Genomic DNA, 23,255 nt, shown 5'->3' on the forward strand with positions numbered 1-23,255 from the left:
AACGGCACATAACCTATGATTCCAATAAACCGTATTTCCTCTTGAAGCGCTGCAATATGGCAATCCAGCTGCTCCCAAACACGGCAAGAAAAAAAACATTGGACAGCGCATGCGCAAGATCAAAATAAAAGCTTTGAATGTAGGAAACAAAAATCAAATTCCAGCTCAGCGCGTCTGGCAATCCGATGATAAACCAAATATTCATGATCCAGCCAAACAAGAAGCCCCATCCGAAACCAAATATGAGCAAGCCGGTCTTTGTTTTGATGAGCCAAGTATGCCGCAGCCACCCCGCACTAGCCCCGATCATTCCCCAGCAAAACATTTGCCACGGCGTCCACGGGCCTTGACCTAGAAAGATATTCGATACGACTGCAGCTATTGCGCCCATAATAAAGCCCGATTCAGCTCCAAACACAATCGCAGCAATAATGATGACGAAAGATGTGGGCTGAACGCTCGGCAGCGGTGCAAACGGTACGCGGCTGATGGCCGCAATCGCCGCCAGCACAGCAAGGATAACAATCTCGCGCGCTTCGATCTTCCGTCTCTCAAACCTTGCAAAAAAAGGAATCATCGTGACAAATAGCAGCACGATACTTAGCATTAAATAATGATCATCGGTAATGGCAGAGGATAAGGCCATAGCTGCGATGAACAGTCCAATGCTGGCTATGAACCAGAGCTTTATTTTGCCCACGTTGCAATCACATCCTCTGTCGTCAGCGCTTCTGGCAGCCATTCCCGCACCGTTCGATTGATGGCTGTTGTGTAAAAATAATTAGTGCCAAAAAATTGTGCCGGCTCCGCCTCAGCAGATATTGCTCCATCAAACAGCATCGCGCAGCGCGTTGCATGCTCTGCAGCAAATTCAATATCATGCGTGACCATGACTATGGTTTTGCCTGCATCGCATAACTGCTGCAGCAGCTCCGCTGTTCGCTGCTTGGCTATGGGATCAAGCCCCTTTGTCGGCTCATCCAAGCATAGAACATCCGGCTCACCTAGCAGCACTAACGCTAACGCCGCTCTCTGCTGCTCTCCTCCGCTCAAATCATAAGGATGCTTCGGCAAAATAGAGGAAATCTGCAGGGAATCGACAACCTGAGCTATTTTCCGATCCCGATCATCGAGTTTGGCGTAATCCGCCATTCGCTGAAGCTCTTCTTCAACTGTATCGTAGCTAAAATAAAGCAGTGGATTTTGCGCCAAATAACCGACTTTAATCGATTTATCCCGCTTCAGCTTGCCTCGCTGCGGCTTTAATAATCCGGCCATCATTTGCAGCATCGTAGTTTTTCCAGCCCCGTTGCCGCCGAGCACCGCCAAAAACTCATGCTTGTACACGTTAAGCGACAGCTTCTTCAACACCTCTGCACTCGCTTTTTCGTATTTAAACGTTATTTCATCACAAGCAAGCAGCCATTCCTTTTTTTCGAGCTCTCTGCTTTCGTTGATTACTGATTGATTTGCGGCTATTGTATGTACACCGAAATCATTGGAGAGCCACTTCTTCCCTTCACGCACGGTAAGCGGAATTTGATTTGCTTCTGGTAGGTTGCCAGCCTTCTGGGTAGATAGAAACAGCTTCGTAACGGAAGGCAGGTATGGCATTTCTTTTTGTGCTGCATCAGCACCAACGAGCCTGCATAGCTCTCTCGGCGGCGCGTCATATTTCACTTTGCCTTCCTCCAGCAGAATGATTCGATCTGCAAGTGGAATAACATCCTCCAGCCGATGCTCGCTTATAATAACCGTCATCGACATTTCCTGATTCAGCCGATAAATAAACTGCAGAAAATCTCGTGCCGCTACCGGATCAAGCTGCGAGGTGGGCTCATCTAATAGAAGCAGCTTTGGCTGCAGCAGCAATACTGAAGCAAGATTGATCAGCTGCTTCTGTCCCCCCGATATTTCATGAACGGATTTGTTAATCAGCTCATCCAGCCCAAAGAAATGGCTCATTTCGGCTAGTCGTTTACGCATAACCGCTTGCCCATAACCGACATTTTCCATGGAAAAAGCCAGCTCATGCCATACCTGATCCATCACAATTTGATTTTCAGGATTTTGAAACACCATGCCGATATGTTCAGCCGCCTCGACCGCAGGCAGCTCCTCTAGCAATACACGATTATACTTAATGGTGCCTGAGCGTTTCCCCGTAGGCTGCGTTTCTTTTTTCAAGTGCCGAAGCAGCGTCGTTTTGCCGCAGCCGGATGCCCCACAAAGAACGACAAAATCGCCTGGCTTGATATTTAAAGTGATGTTATCGAGTGCTGCAACCGTTGATTCCGGATAATGGAACGTCAATTGATCAATCTGAATTACTTCCATGACCTTCTCTCCATTTCTTCAAGTACGACTGGTGTTAACAGAAAGGCGCAATAGCAAGCGTATGCAATGCCTTCCCCCCTATGAAACTGCATTGTTTCCAGACGCGGATAAATAGTAAGCACACCAAAACCTTGCATCCAGCCCCAAATGCATACTAGTGCCATTGCTCCAAGAAACAATAGAACATACCAATCTCTACGATCCATACGATAGATGACATAAGAGCTTCGTTTAGCTGCGCCATACCCTCTAGCTTTCATAGAATCAGCGGTCTGAAGCGCCTCCTCCAAGGACCAGGTCAACAACACACGAACAAGCAGCATGCCGTCCTTGCTCCGTTTTTTCAAGCTGCCTTCGAGAATCGAAACCCCTTTTATTCGTTGAACCGTAGTAATTTGATCCAGTCTCCGCAAGAAAAGCGGTACGAACCGAATCGACATCGAGGTTAGCAGTGCAGTTCGCGGAGCGACTCTTGAAAATAAATACATCCATTTCTCCGTCGTAACAATCTGCTGAAACGATACAAAGGCTAATAAAATGCACAATAAAGAGAGCATCATCGTCACACCATATAAAATAGCTTCCAACGTGATCGGCTGATCCATAAAATAAAATAAAATATGCCGCCCGCGATGAGAAAACAGCGGGTTAAGAACAGCAACTAAACCGCCCATTAGAACATAATAAGGAAGCAGCTTAAGCAGCCGCTTCCCTTCGCCATGAATGACAATAATTACCGTAATCGCAGCAAGTGACGTCAATAAGAAAACAGGATGAAATAAGAGCATGCCGAATGTAATGACTCCTGCATAATAACTGAAGCTCGTAACCGGATGTACCGAACCGAACGCACTATTCATCGAATTTTGCTCCTATATCCTCGCCAAGATCAGTCGTGTACAACCATTCAATAACATCGCCTTCATTAACCTTGTAAACCCCGGCGCCCTTGTTAGGAAACTCACCGTTTACTCGGTACATCCAGCCGCTCTTCGCGCCCAAATCGAATTCGTAAATATTATCGATGCCTTCAATATATGCACCGCCTTTAACACCTCTGTATTCCATTTGTATTTTGTTTTTTCTCGTAATTTTCTTCAATACATCAAGAACGGTATCATCCTTCTTGAACTCTACAGCTGTTGGAGGGAGCACCGTTCCCGTATCTTTGTCCGCGACAATAGAAATCGTAACCGTCTGCACAGGATTTGGCGTAGCAGCAGGGGTGACGGGCTTCGCAGTAGCCGCGCCATCTGTTTTATTTGGTTTCGCAGAAGCAGTAGGCTTCGTTTTGGGATCATCCAATTTCGGCTCATTTGTCTGCTTCGGCTTCGGGGAAGGCGTTGCTTGCTTATCGCCAGCGTCGTCAGTTGCCTTCGCTTTATCTTGATCTTTGCTAGGCAACTGCGTTGCCTCTGTTGTTTCTGATGCTGAAGTACTCGTTGGCTGCTCATCAGCGGCTTTCTCCGCTTCTTTTTCCACTTGTCCTTCGTTGCTGGTTTGCACTTGATTGGTAGTGGAATTAACGCTCTGTGCCGGACTGGCGCAGCCAGCTAATAAACCAATCACCAGCCATAGGATGATTAAGCTTGGTAACCATTTCTTGCAGATCTTTGCCATCGTCTCTTTTCTACTCCTTTTTATCTCATTCACACAAACCTTAACAATAAAAAAAAAGACCCCCTTCTATTAGGGGATCTGCATGTCGAATGTAAGAATAGCAACCGTATATAACTAAAATATATGATGCGTCCTGCAAAACGATTACGCCTCCACATTCTTTACCCCCGAAGAATGAGAAACAAAATAAAAAAGGCAGGTTTCCTGGCTCGTGCGTCAACGCGATTCTCACACCTTCCCATCCTTGAATCGGACAGTGGCATTTGCAGAGAATCACTCTTCACATACAGTGGCGGGACCGCGCCGGCATTGAACCGGACTTCCCTATTAAGCAAACAAAAGCATGCTTTTGTTTGCACCTTCTCTATTCAATTATGCGATTATTTAATCAATCATATCGGGATTGCTGGGGTTTGTCTATATGGGATTTGAATGATTCGATCGCAAATAGCAGCTGCATCCTCTTGATCATGGGTGACGAACATACACGTAATTTGGGCTTGGTGAAGCAATTGCTTCAGCTCCTCCCTGATGCTTTGCTTTAAGTGTGAATCCAAACTGCTGAATGGCTCATCCATCAACAGCATCAAGGGAGACGGGGCAAGCGCACGAGCAAAAGCAACACGCTGCTGCTGACCGCCGCTAAGCTCATGCGGATATCGCTTGACGAAATCCTTTAACTGGATCAGCTCCAGCATTTCATCCAGCCGTTTGAATCTATCTTTTCTTGATAATCGATGCAAACCAAATAATATATTTTGACCGACAGTCAGATGAGGAAACAACGCATAATCCTGAAAAACCATGCCTATGCCGCGCTGCTCAGGCTGAATAAACTGCTGATCATCCACTAAAACCCTGCCGCCAGCGGCAATACGTCCCGAGGCAGGAATCTCAAGCCCGGCAATAATCCGCAGCAGCGTGCTTTTTCCGCAACCGCTTTGACCAAGCACTCCAACAACTTCACCCTTCTGCATTTGCATCGTAAAGTTTTCTAATACACTCTTTTTCCCATTATCATAGCTAAAAGAAACGTTAGTCAGCTCAAAAAAGTTCATCTGGATTTCTTCTCTCCCAACCAATGATAAACAAAAACAGTTGCCATACCCACCGTGATTATAAATAAAGACGGTACCGAAGCTTGATGAATTTGCTCATCGCTTGCATATTGATAAGCTTTAGTCGCTAGCGTCTCAAAATTAAATGGGCGCAGCAGCAGCGTCAGCGGCAGCTCCTTCATAATTTCCATAAAGGTAAGCAGGAAGCCTGCTAATATGGAGCCTTTTATTAATGGCAAGTCCACTTTGAAGAAGGTAGCCGTCATACCTATGCCAAGCGTTCTGGAAGCTTCAGAATAACGATTGCCTATTTTATCAAATCCCGCTTCCACCGCATTAAATCCTACACCAAGGAAGCGGATTACATAGGCGAAAATAAGCATCACGAGCGACATGCTGAGCACGAGCTTGCTCGATCCAAAGCCTAACCATGAGTAGACGCCGCTTAATTGATGGTCTAGAGAAATAAACAAAGCAAGCACGCCAATGGACAAAACAGCACCCGGGATAGAGTAGCCCATTAAAATTAGCTTCGTTGCTGCAAGCGACAAAAGCGATCGATTCAGGCTGCGGCTTACATTGGCGACAATAACGGCAAGCAGCATCAACACAGTAATCGCAACAATGGAAACCAAAAGCGTGTTGGAGACGAGCTGTGCAAATTTGCTGTTCAATACATCTTGATAGGTCCATCTCGCCCAAACGAGGAGCTGAATTACTGGAATAGCGAACGAGAGGGCAAATATAACCGTGCTCACAAAAATAGCAGCAGCTGTCCCTAAATAGGATAACTTCCTTCGTTTAAGCGGATTAAGCTTGCTTGTCGCGGAATGATACATTTTTCGCCTGCGAAGGAGTCTCTCCATAATAAACAATCCAATAATAGCGCTCATTAGGAGTGCAGATAATCTCAGGGCAGAATCAACGTCATACATACCAAACCATGTTTTGAAAATCGTTGCAGTAAACGAAGCAATGCCAAAATGTTTGGTTACTCCAAAATCATTCAGTACCTCAAATGCGACGAGGCTGGCTCCGCCGATAATTGCAGCCTGCGACAAAGGCAATACGATTCGAAAAAAGATATGAAGCTGCCCTTTGCCGAGCAATCTTGCGTTTTCTATGAAAGCTGCGCTTTGCTTCTCCATAAAGGTTTTGGTCATCAAATAAATGTAAGGAAATAAAAACATTGAAAATATGAAAATAGCGCCTTTCATGGACAATATATCAAAATAAGCTTGGTTAGGGGTTACGCCGAGCGTATTTCGCATAAAAACTTGTATACTGCCCGTGTAGCTCAGCATAGAACCGTAAGTATAAGCTGCAATATATGGTGGAATAGCCAGTGGCAGCAAAAATGCAAAGTGAAAGAACTTCCGCATCGGGAAATCATAGGCTGCAACAAGCCATGCAAGCGACACGCCGATGATAACGGAGAAAAACACCGATCCTACTACAAGATATAAAGATTGAACGACAGATTCAAACAGCATATACTCTTTGATTTGCTGCCAGTTTTCATTCGGTTTGTCAAACAAACCGAAAAAAATATAAAGAGACGGAATAAGGGCCATGATGGCCCCTATTACGCTCAATATAACCCAGCCGTTCAATATTCTCTTTAAATTTCGCAAAGAGATGGAAGCCATCATTTTTATTTCCAACCTGCCTTAGCCAGAAGCTCGACTGCTTTTTTGTTATGATCGCCCAGCTTGGAGAAATCCAGCTTCTGTGTTTTAAAGTCACCCCAGCCCTTTAACAACTCAGGCTTTTCTGCAGCAGCATTTACAGGAAATTCGAAGCTTCCTTGCGTTAACAGCGTTTGCCCATCCTTGCCTGTCATGAATTCGATCAGTTTAACAGCGTTATCTTTATTCTTAGCATGCTTAGTAAGGCCTACACCGCTGATGTTAAGATGTGTGCCTGTCGTTTCTTGGTTCGGGAAGAATACGCCAATTTTCTCTGCAACCTTAACCTCTTCCATATCCTTCGAATTCAACATTTGCCCAACGTAATAAGTGTTCATAATCGCAACATCACCTAGACCAGCAACGACCGCTTTCGCTTGGTCGCGATCTCCGCCTTCTGGATCACGAGCAAAGTTTGCTACAATCCCCTTCGCCCATTCTTCAGCCTTTTGCTCTCCATTTAGTTCGATGAATGAAGCAAGCAGCGACTGATTATAAAGGCTGGCAGACGAGCGCGCCAATACTTTCCCTTTCCATGCGGCATTTGCAAGATCTTCATAGGTGGACAGCTGCTCCGGCTTCACACGATCTTTGGCATAAACGATAACGCGTGCACGGGTTGCAATGCCAACCCAATTATTTTCGTTATCCCGCAGCTCTGCGGGTACATTACTATCAACCGTTGTGGATTGGATCGGTTGAAGCACTTCATTTTGCTTCGCATAATTTAGAACGCCGCCATCTACTGTAATGAACAGATCTGCTTCTGAGCTTTCTCCTTCTCGCTTCAAACGTTCAACGAGCTCTTCTGCTGTACCTTTAATTTCATTGACTTTAATGCCTGTTTCTTTCGTAAAGGCATCAAACAACTGGCTGTCAACATCATAGTGTCTTGCTGTAAACACGTTTACGACTTGCTCTTTGTTGTTATTCTTACTCGTATCATTACTTCCACCGGCTGCTTCAGTCGTTGCTGGGCTCGCCTCTGGCGATGGCGAAGAAGCATTCGTCTTATCGTTTCCTGCATTATTCGCTCCACAACCTGCTAATACGAGCACTGTCAGCATCGTTAACAATACGACACTTACGATATAATTCTTTTTCATCTTGGTCATACCTCTCGTTCCCACTTTTAATTTGATAATGAAAATCATTACCACCAATTCAACAGTTCCTATTGTAACCTACTAAAATGAGAAAATGCTGTGAAAATAAAAAAAAGCTACCCGACATTCATTTTCGGGTAACTCGTTTAAAAACAGCTGAAACGGTGGTACCTTGATGAAGTTTACTTTCAATGAGCAAACTACCGTCATATCGTTGCACCAAACGGTTCGCAATCGCCAGACCGAGTCCATGACCGCCGCTTGTGCCGCTCCTCGAACGGTCTGCGCGGTAAAAACGATTCATAACGAGCGGTAAATCCTGATCAGATATGCCAACGCCAAAATCTGTGACTTGAATGACAGCATCCGTTTCCCCTAACAAGCAACAAAGCTCTATTCTTCGGCTTTCTCCCGAATAGTTGACTGCATTATCAAGTAAGATGAGCATAATTTGTTCCAAATGCTGCTCAGACACAAATAGATCTACGTCTGACAAAAGACTCAAATCAGCATGAAAAGTGAACTCCGGATGAAGCACCTCTACATTTCTAATAAGCTGTTCCATCTTCTGCTTCGAATGGCTGCTCATCTCATTCCCGTAAGTCGGCTCTTTCTCTGCACGAGACAATGCCAGCAGCTCATGTACAAGTCCTTTCAGTCGAGCAATTTCCTGCGACGAAGCTTGCAGAGATTCTTCCAGAACTGCAGGGTCATCCTTTCCCCAGCGCTGCAGTAGTGCGAGATGCCCTTCAATGATGGCAATTGGCGTTCTTAGCTCATGAGAAGCATCCTCTACAAATTGTTTCTGTTGCCCGAACGAGCGCTCAAGTTGATCCATCATTTCATTAAACAGCTTCATGAGCGTTGCAATTTCATCATTTTTATTTTCGTTTAGCTGAACCCTTTCTTGTAAGCCCTTCTGCTTTACGCCGGTCATCGCAACATTCATCGCTTGAAGCGGCTTTAGCAGCTGACGCGCCAGCAATCCTCCGCCGATGCCGCTTATAATAATGGCACCGACACAGCAAATTAACATAATTCGAAAAAAAGCTGAACTAAGCTTCTCAAAATCCTCGATGTTTTTCACAATTTCGATTGTTCCATTAAACGAGAAGATCGTTAAAGGGCTGCGCATAAGCAGCAGGTTTTGGTCAAGAAACCACGACCCTTTGGCAGCTAAACTCGAAGAAGGATAAGCACTTAACCACTGCTCTGTTAGATTATCAGAGACAATCATGATCGGTGCTCCATCTTCATCAAGCACGCGGATTAGCTGATTTTTACCATTTACTTTTTCAAGAAAGCTTCGTATTGAAGTCAGCTCCGATTGCTCGAAAGTGAACTCCTTTTCCAATAAATAGTTTAATATTTCCCGCATGTCTTCCTGTGTGTTCGTCTCTGCTTGTTTATTCATCCACTTCTCTACAAACATATATTGAACGGTATTGTACGCAGCAAATAAAAGAAATAACAGCAGCGCCGACCATAATGTCAGCTTCCACTCGATCGGTATTCGTGAGAAACTTACGCGCAAATTATTCATTTTTTCATCACATACCCAATACCGCGCAGCGTTTGAATGCAGCTCGTTCCTCCGGGGACATCAATCTTATTGCGCAAATATCTCACATATACATCAACAACATTCGTATCGACAGCCGCATCGTAACCCCATACGGTATCAAGCAGCGTTTCGCGTGAGAAGACACGGTTTGGATTTTGCATGAAAGCAAGCAGCAATCCGTATTCCCGCTTAGTCAACTCTATGATTTGTTCGCCTCTGCTAACGATTCTAGCGTCTAAATCAACACTTAACTCGCCAGAAGACAAAATGGAACGCTGATCTGATGCAATCATATCCTGTCGCCTAAATACAACGCGTAGACGTGCAAGCAGCTCTTCAATCGCAAACGGTTTCGGGATATAATCGTCCGCCCCGCTGTCAAGGCCAGATACTCGGTCTGTAACGCTGTCTCTCGCTGTCAGCATAAGAATAGGTGTTGCTTTTGATTCCCGAATACGCCTGCAAACCTCAAGTCCGTCCATGCCAGGCAGCATAAGATCCAATAAAATAACATCCCATTCTTCTCGCAAGGCGCGCTCTAGACCACTATTGCCATCATAAGTAACAACTGTCTCAAACGATTCATGACGCAGCTCAAGCTCAATAAAACGCGCTAAATTTCTTTCATCCTCAATAAGTAAAATCTTTTTCATGGATTGACCCGCCTTTAGTATTGCAAATGCTTGTCTACAGCATATTTTCAATCATTGTAATTGATAATTGTTCTCACAGTCAATCGTTCTATCAAAAAAGAGACAGTCCATATTCCCATAGACTGTCTCTGGTATTCAAATCTATTAATGCTGTTTGCTCACATGAACCCGTTTAATGAAGAAAGCAACGATCAAACCGATAATGGCAACAATCATAGCGAAAATAAATGCGTTCTGAATTCCTGCTGTCAACGCAAGCGGAGCATTGGCTGGATCTGTAGGATCAGCCACATCCTTCATAAAGCCGGTCATTCCTGCGGTCATAATACTTACTGCAACTGCGGTACCGATAGCGCCAGCGACCTGCTGCAGTGTATTCATAATCGCCGTACCATCCGGGTACAGCTCGCGTGGCAGCTGGTTGAGCCCGTTTGTTTGTGCAGGCATCCATACCATCGAAATACCGATCATCAAGCATGAATGAAGGACAATAATTAATGTAATCGTTGATGCTGTCGTTATGCCTGAGAAGAACCATAGCGCAGCGGCAACGATGACAAGACCTGGAATAACAAGCCACTTAGGACCAAACTTATCGAACAGGCTGCCCATAATGGGAGACATAATTCCGTTAATAAGTCCACCTGGCAGCATAATGAGGCCAGCTGTCAGTGCACTAAGACCAAGTCCACTGATCAAATACATAGGCAGAACGAGCATAGAAGATAATATAACCATCATACAAATAAATACCATTAACGTTCCTACAACAAACATCGGATGCTTAAACGCCCGTAAATTCATCATCGGCTGCTTCATCGTCAATTGACGAACAGCGAAAATCGCAAGGGACAATATACCAACGATCATGGTCGCAATCACTTTTGTACTGCCCCAGCCGCCTTCACCTTCACCCGCGCTGCTAAAGGCAAACACAATACCGCCGAACCCAAGCGTTGAGAATACGAGAGAAAAAATATCAATTTTCGGTTTTGTTATGGTAGATACATTTTGCATATACATAATCCCGAATAATAGTGCAATGACTAGGAACGGAAGCGACAACCAGAAAATCCAGTGCCAGCTTAAGTTTTCAATCAAGAGTCCTGCAATCGTTGGGCCTACAGCAGGCGCAACCATAATAACAAGCCCAATTACACCCATTGCCGCTCCCCGCTTCTCAGCCGGGAAAATAATAAGAATTGTGTTAAACATAAGCGGCAGCAAAAGCGCCGTTCCGACTGCTTGGATAACACGCGCAGCCATTAGAACTTCAAAGCTTGGTGCGAGCGCCGCTACCAATGTTCCTAGTACGGAGAAACTAAGTGCGGCTATGAATAGCTGCCTTGTAGAGAACCACTGGAGCAGCAGTCCCGATACGGGAACCAATATGCCGAGCGTCAGCAAGTATCCCGTCGTCAACCACTGTACCGTTGGCGCCGTGATATCAAAGACGCGAATTAAATCGCTTAGTGCTACATTTAATGCCGTTTCACTAAACATTCCGATAAAGCCGCTTAATAATAATGAAATCATAATGGGGATTACTTTATATTTTTGCCCCGTATTTTGTTTCGATTCTGTCATTGTTGCTTGCAAGCCTTCCACTCTCCTATTATCTATCTAGCATTTATTCATGACTTCTCATAGAGAAGGACATTTATTAATGATATACGGCAAACATTTCGCTGCGGATAACAACGGCTGCTTGTCCCGATTCGTCAGCGTTAGAATAAGCGCACCTTCCAATAAGGAAACGGTGACGACGCCAACCTCAACTGCTCTAGTCTCTTCCATTCCAAGTTGAACCAGCCTCTCGGAAATCACGTTCTGCCATGCTGCAAATACACCTTGTCCAGCTGCTCTCAGCTTCTCGCTAATCGATGAGGTTTCGACTGCCATCCAGAAGCTAAACGGCATATAACCCTTATAATCAAACTTCTCTGCGTCATCAGCCATATCAAATACAAAAGCCTGAACGGCTTCAGCAGGGTCCTCATAATCGGCAAATTTCTTTCTCCATTTCTCAATCACAAGCTCCTTCGTGCAGTTAATGCATTCCAGCGCAAGCTCTTCTTTGCCGTTTGGGAAATAATAATAAAGAGATCCCTTCGGACAATCACTTTCTTTAATAATTTGGCTTAATCCCGTCGCATGATAGCCCTGCGTAAAAAAAAGCCTAGCTGCCGTATCAAGTATGGCATGCCTTGTATTATGTTTTTCCGACATTGATTCACTCCTCGATTATAACGATCGGTCTATATAATGAAAACATTGATCCGCTTATCAAGTCAACCTTTTTTTATATCCAGCGACAATAGAACCTTTCGTCCTTCGATTTCATTAATACATAAATCAACTTAATAATGCGATTATTATATATTTTCAATATTAAATATAGGTTGCTATAATCAGATTTACATTGAAAGGAGGAATGAAACATGAATTATAGGAAACTAGGTAAAAGCGGCTTATTAGTAAGCGAAGTGGCTCTCGGAAACTGGATAACCCACGGTGCACAAGTGGATGACAACACCGCACAAACATGCGTAAATGCTGCACTAAACGCTGGAATTTCAACTTTCGATACAGCTGATGCTTATTCGGAGACGAGGGCGGAATCGGTCTTAGGTCATTGTTTAAAGGGAATACGTCGTGAAAGTATTGAATTGTGCACGAAGGTTTTTCATCCAACAGGGAATGGGCATAACGATAGAGGGTTATCACGCAAGCATATTATGGAATCATGCCATGCTTCACTTCGCAGATTACAGACGGACTATATTGATATTTATTACGCTCACCGATTCGATACGACCGTATCGCTTGAAGAGACATTTGTGGCGTTTTCCGATTTGGTTCGACAAGGAAAAGTTTTGTATATCGGCGTAAGTGAGTGGACAGCAGATCAGATAACGCAAGGAGCGGCTTTGGCAAGGGAGCTGAAAGTTCCTTTTGTTGGAAGTCAACCCCAATATTCTATGCTATGGCGGGTTATTGAAGCCGAGGTTATTCCCGCTTGCGAGCGTGAAGGAATTGGTCAGATTGTCTGGTCACCACTGGCGCAAGGTATCCTTTCCGGTAAATATGCACCTGACAAGCCAATTCCAGAAGGCTCGCGCGCTTCTACGGCCGCTGGTTCGCCGTTTTTCAAACGTTTGGCAGGACAATGGTTGAATAAAGAAGTCCTTCAGGCAATAGAACAACTAGGGCCGATTGCACAAAAATGCAGCTTAACGCTGCCACAGCTCGCGGTAGCGTGGGTTTTGCAAAATCCGCAGGTGTCCTCCGTTATCATTGGCGCCTCTAAGCCGGAGCAGGTATTGGAAAACGTAAAAGCGGCAGGAGTTAGTCTAGATGCTGAGATCGTAGTGCAAATAAATAACATATTAAAAGACGTTGCTCAGTTTGATGCTAGTAAAACAGGTTAGAGCGTTCACACAAATCAGCTTGTCTGTTTAGCGGCTGTTTCCTCCACTGCTTTTAGAAAATGAGTCAGAACCGTTTCACTCTTCTCTGTTTTCCAGGCTGCATAAAGAGGGACACGCGGTGTATCCTCATCAAATGATCGAAATACGACATCACTGCGTTGAAAAACGGAAACCGAAGAGGGAACAATTGAGATGCCTATGCCTGCAGCTGCCAGATTTACAATCGTGTACATTTGAACAGCTTCCTGCACGATGCGGGGCTGAAATCCATGCTGCCTGCAAAAATCTACAATCAGGTCATGAAATGAAGCCCCCATATGATGTGGTGACAAGATAAAGGGTTCTTCCCTCAATGAATGCAGTGAAACGGTTGGTTGATTGGCTAACGGATGCGTTTTGGGTAATACGGCAACAAGTGATTCGTTCGTGAACAGTTTGGATGTGATATGTTTTGAAGGGTCCAGCAACCGATGGAATCCAACATCAATTTCTCCATCATGCAGTGCTTTCAGTTGCTCAGCAGATGTCATTTCAGATAATGTAACCTGTACATCTGGGAAACGTTCTCGATATTTCTTTAGAACATTGACCATCATACCGCCTGCTGCTGAATCCACAAACCCGATGGATAAATTGCCTATTTTCCCTTCACTTGCAAGTTGTGTCATCTTTATCGATCGTTCCAATTGAGCAACTATGTTTCTCGATTCCTCCAAAAATATCGCACCGGCTGTCGTAAGTCGAACCTGTCTCTTGGTTCGTTCCAGAAGTTTCACACCAAGCTCTTCCTCAAGAACTTGAATTTGTTGGCTCAGTGGAGGCTGAGTCATATTCAGTTTTTGGGCAGCACGGTTAAAATGCAGCTCTTCTGCTACTGCGATAAAATAACGCAGCTTTTTCAAGTCCATAGACATCATACCTCTTCCTGTATCAGCTCTGATTTATCACCTTTTCGTCCATGCTCTCCTATCGCCATCGTACCCGATCACGTATCGCACCGCAAATTTTTATTAACGGTTTGAATTCATCCACATGCAAAAAGGCAGCCGAAATTATCCGGCTGCCTTCGCATTTAAACGGTTGTTTTAGAAACGAGCAGCTGATGCTGCTGCTTCCTCAAGACCTTTTGCTACAATAGCTTCTGCTTGGTCAGGAAGTTGGTTGTGACCTTCAATGATGATGCTCTCTAGGTTAGTCACACCGTAGAAGCCCATTACTGTGCGGATAAAGTTATGTGCCATTTCAACCGAAGCTGCAGGGCCTTCGGAATAAATGCCGCCGCGAGCAGTAAGCAATACGACTTTTTTATCAGTGATCAGACCAACTGGGCCTTCAGCTGTATATTTGAACGTTTTGCCAGCTTGTGAAAGGTAGTCGATATAAGTGTGCAATACTGCAGGAACAGTGAAGTTCCAAAGCGGGAATGCGAAAACCACTTTATCCGCTGCAAGAAATTGGTTCATATATTTGTCCGAAACAGCTACAGCTGCTTGCTCTTCAGGTGTAAGGTCATAACCGCGAGCTGCTTTGAAGTTGCCGTTAATCATATCAGCGTTCATGTAAGGCAAGTTTTCATTGAACAAATCAAGCTCAACCACTGTGTCTTCTGGATGGCTAGCTTTAAAGCTGTCTAGGAAAGATTGATATAGCTTAACGCTGACTGCTTGTTCGATTCCGCGATCGTTTGCTTTAATAAATAATACTGTACTCATTGTATATTTCCCTCCAAGATGTGTGTTTACTTTTTGTAAGTACCTTAATTGTATATAGTTTTAGAGCAACAATCATCGGTAAATAGACCGAAAAATCGACATAAAAAAACCGCCAAAGGCGGAGAGCTAGTCTTACGACTATAGTCTTACGTCAGCGTGTTATTCAGGTTCTCGCATTAACTGCACCGCGTATAACGCAGCTTGCGTTCGGTCCGTTAAATCCAATTTGCTTAAAATGCTGCTCACATGCGTTTTGACTGTTTTCTCCGCTACAGTGAGCGAGTGAGCAATATCTTTGTTGCTCATTCCTTTGGTAAGCAATTGCAGCACCTCTAGCTCTCTCGGAGTCAATATTTCACTTAACTCACGAATAGGCAGCCCTTTCACCGAACTAATCTGCGGCGATACTTGAGCGAGTAACGCACTCGCTATATCCGGATGCAGCTGAATATTCCCTTTATAGGCGCTGCGAATCGCTTCTGCAAGCTGATCAGGTTCTACATCCTTCAGCATATACCCAGCAGCTCCGGATTGTAGAGCAGGCACGATATGACTGCGATCCGAGAAGCTGGTGAGCACAAGCACTTTAATATCCGGATTTTGCCTAGCGATTAAATTGCTCGCCTCGATCCCGTCCATAACCGGCATGTTCAGATCCATCAGTATGATATCAGGCTTTAGTTCAGCAGCTTTTTCTACCGCTTCCTTGCCGTTATTCGCTTCACCCACCAGCTCAAAATCAGGCTGCATGCTTAGAAAAAAAGAAATTCCCTTCAACACAATTTGATGATCATCAACGAGCAATATTTTTATCGTCAAAACAGTTCCTCATTCCTCTTCCCACATTTCCATTTCCGTTGCAATTGGTAAAACAGCTGTTACCATTGTAGGTTGCCCTTTTCCGCCCGTTATCGTTAGCTCTCCGCCAAGCGTTTCTGCACGTTCCCGCATCGTTAGCATACCCATGGTCAGTTTTCCTTTACGCTTCTCTTGCGAAAAACCGCGGCCTCGATCCAAAATTTCCAAGCAGGCGCGAGACTCTGTTTTGATGAGCCGCACATAAACGGTATTCGTATCTGCATGTTTCCTTACATTATTAAGCGCCTCTTGCCCGATTCTCCAAAGGGCTTCTTCAATCGCACGCGGAAGCTCGCGAACGCCCTCCACCTTCTCATACACGGTTAAATCCATGCTCTTGCCATATTGCTTAAGCGCAGTAATCAACCCATGCTCAAGACCTGCCGGCCGCAGCTGCCATATCAGCGTTCTCATTTCCTTCAGCGCTTCCTGTGACAGCTGTCTTATTTCTTGTAATGATCGTTCCACGACAGGTTCTTTGCCTGCCAGCACCGTCTCGGCGCCCTTCGCTAGAAAGGATAAAGAGAAAACCTTTTGAATAACCGAATCATGCAAATCTCTAGCCATTCGATTTCGCTCTTCCATGCGCGCGAGCTCGCGCCGCTGCTCATATACCCGCAAATTTTCTACGCTTAACGTGAAATGATCCCCAAGCGAATACATGAAGTCCTCTAAGTAATCATCAAACTGCTTGCCTAACTGACTGCTTACAAACAGAACGCCAATCGGGCGGCTGCGAATGCGAAGCGGTATTGCGACTGCTGATGAGAACGGTGGTATCCCTATGGATGATAAGGACGAGCAGGAATTGCTGTCGCATTCGGACTGTTTGACAAGACGATTCTCATGAAACGCTTTGCTCACCATCCCGCCTTGATCGATGGCAAGAGAAAGCCACTCTTTTCGGACGTGATTGTCTGTATAATGTGCGCGAAGCGATAATTGCTCTTGTTCATACATAAATAACGATACATGCTGCCAGTTGAACGTATCGCCTATATGGCTCACCGCTTGCAGCGGCAGATGATTTATATCTTGTATGGCGTTTATTTTCTGAATAACATCACCAAGCTTCGCATAATGAATCGCATGCTGCTCCTGCACCTGATACAGGCGGATTCGCTTAATCGCCGTCCCGATCTGATAAGCAACGGCTTGCAGAAGTGCAAGCTCCTCCTCAGTAAAACGATCCTTGCCAGCTTCAGCAACATTTAACAAGCCGAATTGATCCGTTCCTGCTCTTAGCGGAACCGTCGCATGATGAGTAACACCCTCATTATCACCAAGCTTGTTCGTTATGGCATATGTAATTCTTGAGCATTCTATAATATTTACCGCTTGATCCAGCTTGTTTTGCTTAAAGCTTTCAATGCACCAGCAAACCTCGCCGCACATGACCGCCTGATTGTTTGCCGCTAAACCTTGAGGCAAATTATGTGTAGCCACGCAAAGATTTTCACTTTTATTGTCAATCATAAATATCCAGCCCGTAGTAAAACCTGTAACCTGAAGCAGCTTGGCAAGCACATCATTCAGCATTTGATCCATGTCGTTTGTGCTGTTAAGTGTCTCTGCTATCTCCTTCAATGCGACCAGCTCATAAGCTCTTTTTTCTCTGGACATGCTTCCACTTCCTTCTAAGCACACATTATACACCTACCTGAACAGCAAAAAAAAGAGCCGATCCAAAGCAGCTTGCACTGCTTAAGCTGGATGGCAGGCTCGTTGGATTAGCGCTTTCGAAACGGCTTTTTGATCAAAAGAATATAACAGGCTACAGCACCCAGCTCTGCAATGGCTATCCAAATTCCCATAGGGAGCGCATTTGCGCTGCCGCCAAGACCTACGAGCGGTGAAATCATGCCCCCAAATGTAAAGGATAATAACCCGAGCAATGCAGATGCGCTTCCCGCAGCATAGCCATGCTTTTGCATTGCTAAGGAGAAGCCAGTCGTCGAAATAATACCAACGCTTGCTACAACAAAAAACAATGGCACAAGAATCGCAGCGAGCGGCGCGTCAATTAATATCATGATAAGCAATATTCCGCTAGCTGATGCCGAACAAGAGACGCGCTTGTAACGAAATCATCCGTTAGCTGCGGCAGCGCCGGCAAATACATGTCAAGGGACAACGGCCCAAACGCGGAGAGCGATCCAAGCAAGAGGATCAGCCAAAGCCGTTTAATGCCAGTGAATTGATTTTGAGTTTGGATTTTTTTCTGAGCAAGCAAGTAGGGCATCTCATTCTGTGGCACTTTTTCCTTGATCCACTTTATCACCTTTCATTATTTGTTCCAATAGAAAAGTCGTTTCAGCAAATATTTGTCCTCTTTTGTTTTGTTTGTTATGATTGAGCTAATAATGTCGTTTAACGTAGCATCTTGTAGCTACCATTTAGGAGGATCACATGCAAAAGATTAAAATTTTCTCCGGCACTTCGAACCAGAAGTTGGCTGAGGAGTTATGTAAAGAACTTGAGCTCCCGCTAGGCAATGTTGCAATATCAAGGCATCAAAGCGGTGAGATTCATGTTTCATACGGAGAACCTATTCGTACTTGTGACGTATTCATCGTCCAATCACTATCCCATCCCGTTAATGAGCATTTAATCGAAACTCTCGTCATGATAGACGCTGCCAAACGAGCATCAGCGAAAACCATTAATATCGTTATGCCTTACTATGGTTATGCACGTCAGGAAAGAAAGTCGGCACCGAGGGAGCCCATCTCCGCTAAGATGGTAGCCGATGTATTGACTACCGTTGGAGCAAACCGAATCATTACCGTCGATTTGCATGCTGATCCGATTCAAGGCTTCTTCGATATTCCAGTCGATCATTTAACGGCGCTCGATTTGATCATTGATTATTTGCGAAGCAAAAACATTAAAAACCCTGTTGTCGTATCGCCAGATGCGGGCCGAGCTACAACAGCCGAGAAACTTGCCGGCTTGCTGGACTGTCCATTTGCGATCATGATCAAAAATCGTCCCGCTCATAATCAGTCTGAAATCACGCATATCATCGGTGATGTTGAAGATATGACACCAATTATTATTGAAGACTTAATTGATACAGGCAGCACAATTGTAAACGTCGTAGAGGCGCTTAAGAAAAAAGGCGCGCATGATTCCTACATATGTGCAACACATGGCCTGTTCTCAGCCAATGCGCTTGAGAAGCTGGATCATCCGAACATCCGCGAAGTCGTTATTACAGATACGATCAGTATCGGTCAAGAGCATTCGAGTAAATTTGTCGTACTGCCGATGTCCCCGCTCCTTGCAACCGCCATTAAAATCATTACCGAAGGCGGCTCGATTGCAACTTTGTTTAAATCAGGCTCATAGGCCGTCAGTAAAGCAAAATAACATATAACATCAATTATGCCCCCTTGCTCTTTCGCAAGGGGGTATTTATTTTGCATGCGTATAGCTATGGTAAACCGTGGCAAAATAGGTGTATCAATCAAGACGGCAGCGAGGATGGGAGGATAACAATGGATCAAACAGAACCTATCAGCTCAGACCTGAAAATAAACATAGAACGTATAAAAGAAATTTTTTCGGATACAAGCGATTTAGTCATAAGGAAACTAACGATCAAGCAAACAACTGAGCAAGCAGCACTCATATACATCGATGGGCTGACAGATGGAGCAGCAATTAATAGTGACGTCCTTCGTCCCTTGCAGCTAGATTCGAGCGGGGGAAAACCCGGTGATGAGTTAATGATGACCATTGGACAAATCGTACCCGAAACGAATTGGTACCAAATTGAGATAGCAATACTGCACGGCAAATCCATATTATTCGTGAGCGGCAGAGAGGCGGCCTATGTGCTTGGCACAAGCGGCTGGCCGCAGCGGGCAATTGAAGATCCACAAATGGAAGCCTCCTTAAAAGGCGCCCATCAAGGCTTTGTCGAAACCAGCGGCCAAAATATCGCTATGATCAGACGTTATATCCCGAATCGCGAATTAAAAATGAAACGGCTGATTGTCGGTCGGCGCGGCCAGACCTCCGTAACGATTATTTACCTAGAGGATGTAATGAATCCTCAATTGTTAAACGATCTTAAGGATCGCATTCAAAAGATTGACGTAGACGTCATTTTAAACACCGGTGAGCTGGCAGAGCTGATCGAGGATAATCCCTACTCACTCTTCCCGCAATTCGTTCTTACTGAGCGGCCAGATTCTGCAGCATCGCAAATTTTGCAAGGAAGATGTGTCGTTGTCGTCGACCGTTCGCCAAGCGTACTCGTTGCTCCAGTCAGCTTCTACTCTTATTTCCAAAGCATCGACGATTATAGTACTCGTTGGTCCATTGCAACCTTTTTGAGGCTGCTGCGAATGTTTGCATTTATTACTGCTACATTTTTGCCTGCCTTTTATATCGCAGTTGTTTCCTTCCATATCGAGATCATTCCAATGAAGCTGCTTCTCACCCTGGGAGAATCACGCGGACAAGTACCGTTTCCACCTTTTGTGGAGGCCATTATAATGGAAATCACTTTGGAAATGCTCCGTGAAGCTGGCGTCCGGCTGCCTGCCCCCGTTGGCCAGACGGTTGGCATCGTTGGGGGTATTGTGCTTGGACAAGCTGTCGTTCAAGCAGGCTTAATAAGCAATGTTATGGTTATCGTTGTAGCATTTACAGCCATTTCTTCATTTATTTTGCCGAACTACGATATGGTTGCAGCCGTTCGCTTAATTCGTTTCATGCTCATGATTTTATCCTCACTGTTCGGATTTGTCGGGATCATCGTTGGTTTGATGACGATGATCGCTCATTTATTAACGCTTAAATCGCTTGGTATGCCTTATGGAAGCCCACTGGCTCCGCTCCGTTTCTCAGATTTGAAGGATACCCTAATACGAGCACCATTATGGCTGATGGAAAAAAGACCAAAAAACGCACTCCCGCTTCAAGAAAAACGTCAAACAAACACTCGGAAGGAGGATGGAGCACATTGACGAACACCGAAGGTAATACGATAACTTCGATGCAATTTATTTTTATTATTTCCGGTATTCAGATTAGTGTTGCCGTCCTTTCCTTACCGAGGAAATTAGCAGAAATAGCAGGAACAGATGGCTGGATTTCCATTCTAATTGGTTATGCCATCAGTCTTCTATGCGGGTATATCATTATTATGGTGATGAGACATTGTTCTGATCAAACATTAATTGATGCGCTGCCTGCAATGATGGGGAAATGGCTTGCCAAAGGATTCACCCTATTGTTGGCCTTGTTTTTCCTCTCTCTTATGTACGACGGTCTTGTGCGCACTATCTTGATTATTAAAATTTGGCTGATGCCAAACACCCAGTCCTACATACTCATGATTCTGCTGTTAATACCCGCTTATAAAATCGCTATAAACGGACCGCGCATCTTGGGACGATATGCAGAACTAGTTGCTGTCATATCATGCTGGTTGCCCTTTGTTTATCTATTTACCCTCAAATATGCTCATTGGCTCAACTTGCTGCCCATATTAAAAGTAGGCTGGCTGCCTGTCCTGTCGGCGGTGAAAGCAACGATTTATCCGAATCTGGGCCTGGCTGCCGTTTTTATATTTTATCCTTATTTAGTTAAGAAGGATAAAGCTGCTGCTTCACTATTTATATCCAATACGATTACCCTATCTGTACATCTATTTATTACAATCATATGCTTCATTTACTTCAGTCCCCATGAAATCACACTTTATAATGATCCAATCATCAGTATTCTCAAAACAATTGAATTTCGCTTTATTGAACGGATTGAGGTGCCTTTCATCGCGTTTTATTTGTTCGTCTTCTCACTCGTTTGGATTCCGTCTATGTATATCGTCTCTTTTTGCATAAGCAAGGTTTTCGGGCTAAGCAGCCATCGTGTACCATTACGCATCTTGTGCATTATTCTTGCGATAGCTACTTTAATTCACATCCCCTCATTCAAGCAAAGCGATCAAATGGAATTATGGCTTACTTGGTTTGGTTTTGGGATGGAATGTATACTCCCTAGTCTACTGCTGATATACATGGTCATTTACAAACGAATACACCGGAGGGCTGATCTATGAAGCTGCGCCTCTTTTTTGTATGTTGCTTGTTCATTACGATTTGCCTTACTGCATCCGCCTGCGGGGATCAGCTGTATTTAGAAAATGCGGCAACACCGCTTGCTCTTGGCATGGATTTGGATAAAAATGAGAAATTTCATTTTTATTCTTCCGTTCCTGTTTTCAGCAAAAACATAAAGAAAAAGAGTCAAGAAACGTCAGGCAGCGCTAATTCGCTTCGGCAATCCAAAGCGATTCAAGACTCGCAATCAAGCGGCTCCATCCAAGGTCGAAATTACCAAGTGATTCTCCTTGGCAGACATTTTCTGAGTTACGAGGATTGGTTTCCAATGCTTGATGTGTTGTTTCGTGATGCAAGAAACACAGTAACCGACAGAGTTATTGCTGTTGATGGCTCTTTAGATGAGGTATTTTCACTAAATCCTCCTGATCAGCCGCTGCTTCCTATTCTTCTCAGAGGCATGGTGGACACTAAATCGATAAAATCGGAAACGTATGCGACGACCGCCCAAGAATTTCACAGGCAGTTTTATGATAAAGGCTTAACGCCTTACATTGCAGAAGTGAAGATCGTCAATAATCAGGTTAGGCTGAAAGGCTCCGCTTTGCTGAATCCGAAAGGCAAATATGAGCTTTCATTGGGCCCCCAAGAAACGATCCTGCTAAGTATTTTGCAGAAACAAGCGGCACCGGGCTTCAGCTTGTCCTATCCCATTCCCGGTGAGCCTGTAAACGGGCCATTCGAAACGAATATTTTGAGCCTAACTGGCGCCAAAATAAAAACAAAAATCAAAACTACCTATGAAAACAATAAATTCAAGTTTGATATCCACGTGAAGACAAGGGGCAGTCTCTCCGAGCATCTATTCCCTTTCAATGTAGAGAAGGAGGATAAAAAGCTGGAAAAACAAGTAGCTGTTCTCATGCAGGAGCAATTTACGAGCATTATCGAGAAACTGCAAAAACATAAAATCGATCCCATAGGGCTTGGAGTGTATGCAAGAGCAAAGGAATACGAGAAATTTTGCAAGGTAGAGGATCATTGGGGTGAAGCATTTGCGAATGCTGAAGTGCGTGTAAAGGTAGATTTAGAAATCACTTCAATGGGGCCTGTTAAGTAAGTATCGAGGGATTAAAAAAGAAGGATACCAG

Annotated in this window: 21 protein-coding genes, 1 pseudogene and 1 riboswitch; of the genes and pseudogenes, 5 read left to right on the forward strand and 17 right to left on the reverse strand. The window is 44.6% G+C overall.

Translation table 11 applies throughout. The annotated features are described in order from the left end of the window. Positions 1 to 13 precede the first annotated feature (13 nt). From ACIFSR_RS01410 to ACIFSR_RS01460, 11 genes are all read right to left on the reverse strand, one after another. The gene (locus ACIFSR_RS01410) at positions 14 to 700 is read right to left on the reverse strand and encodes an ECF transporter S component (RefSeq protein ID WP_430054301.1); all 687 of its coding nucleotides are present in this window, start codon (positions 698 to 700) and stop codon (positions 14 to 16) included. Further along, positions 688 to 2,337: an ABC transporter ATP-binding protein gene (locus ACIFSR_RS01415; RefSeq protein ID WP_430054304.1), complete on the reverse strand. Its 1,650-nt coding sequence runs from the start codon at positions 2,335 to 2,337 to the stop codon at positions 688 to 690. The genes ACIFSR_RS01410 and ACIFSR_RS01415 overlap by 13 nt, the downstream gene beginning before the upstream one ends. After that, complete coding sequence (locus tag ACIFSR_RS01420; RefSeq protein WP_430054306.1) at positions 2,328 to 3,197, reverse strand: energy-coupling factor transporter transmembrane component T; 870 nt, start codon at positions 3,195 to 3,197, stop codon at positions 2,328 to 2,330. The genes ACIFSR_RS01415 and ACIFSR_RS01420 overlap by 10 nt, the downstream gene beginning before the upstream one ends. Continuing rightward, the gene (locus tag ACIFSR_RS01425; protein WP_430054309.1) at positions 3,190 to 3,957 is read right to left on the reverse strand and encodes a DUF4430 domain-containing protein; all 768 of its coding nucleotides are present in this window, start codon (positions 3,955 to 3,957) and stop codon (positions 3,190 to 3,192) included. The genes ACIFSR_RS01420 and ACIFSR_RS01425 overlap by 8 nt, the downstream gene beginning before the upstream one ends. A gap of 177 nt (positions 3,958 to 4,134) precedes the next feature. Next, positions 4,135 to 4,335: riboswitch (cobalamin riboswitch) on the reverse strand. Positions 4,336 to 4,349: 14 nt separating this feature from the next. Next, positions 4,350 to 5,015, reverse strand: a complete 666-nt coding sequence (locus ACIFSR_RS01430) for an ABC transporter ATP-binding protein (RefSeq protein WP_430054311.1) — start codon at positions 5,013 to 5,015, stop codon at positions 4,350 to 4,352. Continuing rightward, entirely contained in the window at positions 5,012 to 6,667 is a 1,656-nt protein-coding gene (locus tag ACIFSR_RS01435; protein WP_430054313.1) for an ABC transporter permease, read from the reverse strand. Before ACIFSR_RS01435 ends, ACIFSR_RS01430 begins: the two co-directional genes overlap by 4 nt. Positions 6,668 to 6,669: 2 nt before the next feature. Then, positions 6,670 to 7,809, reverse strand: coding sequence for a Fe(3+) ABC transporter substrate-binding protein (locus tag ACIFSR_RS01440; protein ID WP_430054315.1), 1,140 nt, complete (start codon positions 7,807 to 7,809; stop codon positions 6,670 to 6,672). Between the two features lie 127 nt (positions 7,810 to 7,936). Further along, positions 7,937 to 9,352, reverse strand: a complete 1,416-nt coding sequence (locus ACIFSR_RS01445) for an ATP-binding protein (protein ID WP_430054317.1) — start codon at positions 9,350 to 9,352, stop codon at positions 7,937 to 7,939. Further along, positions 9,349 to 10,026 carry a response regulator transcription factor gene (locus ACIFSR_RS01450; RefSeq protein WP_339203725.1) on the reverse strand — a complete coding sequence of 226 codons (678 nt, stop codon included), beginning with the start codon at positions 10,024 to 10,026 and terminating at the stop codon, positions 9,349 to 9,351. Before ACIFSR_RS01450 ends, ACIFSR_RS01445 begins: the two co-directional genes overlap by 4 nt. 144 nt (positions 10,027 to 10,170) lie before the next feature. Continuing rightward, positions 10,171 to 11,613 (reverse strand): DHA2 family efflux MFS transporter permease subunit, encoded by a 1,443-nt coding sequence (locus ACIFSR_RS01455; RefSeq protein ID WP_430054635.1) that lies wholly within the window; start codon positions 11,611 to 11,613, stop codon positions 10,171 to 10,173. Between the two features lie 57 nt (positions 11,614 to 11,670). Further along, the gene (locus ACIFSR_RS01460) at positions 11,671 to 12,255 is read right to left on the reverse strand and encodes a TetR/AcrR family transcriptional regulator (RefSeq protein WP_430054319.1); all 585 of its coding nucleotides are present in this window, start codon (positions 12,253 to 12,255) and stop codon (positions 11,671 to 11,673) included. Between the two features lie 212 nt (positions 12,256 to 12,467). Here ACIFSR_RS01460 and ACIFSR_RS01465 point away from each other — a divergent pair, with 212 nt between their 5' ends. Beyond that, the gene (locus tag ACIFSR_RS01465) at positions 12,468 to 13,457 is read left to right on the forward strand and encodes an aldo/keto reductase family protein (RefSeq protein WP_430054322.1); all 990 of its coding nucleotides are present in this window, start codon (positions 12,468 to 12,470) and stop codon (positions 13,455 to 13,457) included. Positions 13,458 to 13,471: 14 nt separating this feature from the next. Here ACIFSR_RS01465 and ACIFSR_RS01470 read toward each other — a convergent pair whose 3' ends face one another. From ACIFSR_RS01470 to ACIFSR_RS01495, 6 genes and pseudogenes are all read right to left on the reverse strand, one after another. Beyond that, positions 13,472 to 14,365, reverse strand: a complete 894-nt coding sequence (locus ACIFSR_RS01470; protein ID WP_430054325.1) for a LysR substrate-binding domain-containing protein — start codon at positions 14,363 to 14,365, stop codon at positions 13,472 to 13,474. Positions 14,366 to 14,542: 177 nt separating this feature from the next. Further along, a complete protein-coding gene (locus ACIFSR_RS01475; protein WP_076266669.1) occupies positions 14,543 to 15,169 on the reverse strand; it encodes an FMN-dependent NADH-azoreductase in 627 nt (208 codons plus the stop codon). Positions 15,170 to 15,328: 159 nt separating this feature from the next. Further along, positions 15,329 to 15,988, reverse strand: coding sequence for a response regulator (locus ACIFSR_RS01480; protein ID WP_076266668.1), 660 nt, complete (start codon positions 15,986 to 15,988; stop codon positions 15,329 to 15,331). Positions 15,989 to 15,997: 9 nt separating this feature from the next. Then, positions 15,998 to 17,650: a GAF domain-containing protein gene (locus ACIFSR_RS01485; RefSeq protein ID WP_430054327.1), complete on the reverse strand. Its 1,653-nt coding sequence runs from the start codon at positions 17,648 to 17,650 to the stop codon at positions 15,998 to 16,000. A gap of 107 nt (positions 17,651 to 17,757) precedes the next feature. Next, positions 17,758 to 18,075: pseudogene (locus ACIFSR_RS01490) on the reverse strand (MFS transporter); the annotation flags it as partial. Further along, positions 18,057 to 18,284, reverse strand: a complete 228-nt coding sequence (locus ACIFSR_RS01495; protein WP_430054329.1) for a hypothetical protein — start codon at positions 18,282 to 18,284, stop codon at positions 18,057 to 18,059. The gene ACIFSR_RS01495 and the pseudogene ACIFSR_RS01490, both read right to left, overlap by 19 nt. Before the next feature lie 152 nt (positions 18,285 to 18,436). Between ACIFSR_RS01495 and ACIFSR_RS01500 the strand changes: the two genes are divergently transcribed. The 4 genes from ACIFSR_RS01500 to ACIFSR_RS01515 all read left to right on the forward strand — a co-directional run bounded on the left by ACIFSR_RS01500 (position 18,437) and on the right by ACIFSR_RS01515 (position 23,224). Further along, the gene (locus ACIFSR_RS01500) at positions 18,437 to 19,378 is read left to right on the forward strand and encodes a ribose-phosphate diphosphokinase (RefSeq protein WP_076266664.1); all 942 of its coding nucleotides are present in this window, start codon (positions 18,437 to 18,439) and stop codon (positions 19,376 to 19,378) included. A 149-nt stretch (positions 19,379 to 19,527) separates the two neighbouring features. Continuing rightward, positions 19,528 to 21,006 (forward strand): spore germination protein, encoded by a 1,479-nt coding sequence (locus tag ACIFSR_RS01505; RefSeq protein WP_430054331.1) that lies wholly within the window; start codon positions 19,528 to 19,530, stop codon positions 21,004 to 21,006. Next, positions 21,003 to 22,103, forward strand: coding sequence for a GerAB/ArcD/ProY family transporter (locus ACIFSR_RS01510; protein WP_430054333.1), 1,101 nt, complete (start codon positions 21,003 to 21,005; stop codon positions 22,101 to 22,103). The genes ACIFSR_RS01505 and ACIFSR_RS01510 overlap by 4 nt, the downstream gene beginning before the upstream one ends. Then, positions 22,100 to 23,224 (forward strand): Ger(x)C family spore germination protein, encoded by a 1,125-nt coding sequence (locus ACIFSR_RS01515; protein ID WP_430054336.1) that lies wholly within the window; start codon positions 22,100 to 22,102, stop codon positions 23,222 to 23,224. The genes ACIFSR_RS01510 and ACIFSR_RS01515 overlap by 4 nt, the downstream gene beginning before the upstream one ends. The last annotated feature ends 31 nt before the right edge of the window (positions 23,225 to 23,255 follow it).

It is taken from the genome of Paenibacillus sp. NRS-1760 (assembly GCF_050467785.1).
In the GTDB taxonomy this organism is placed as follows: Bacteria; Bacillota; Bacilli; order Paenibacillales; family Paenibacillaceae; genus Pristimantibacillus.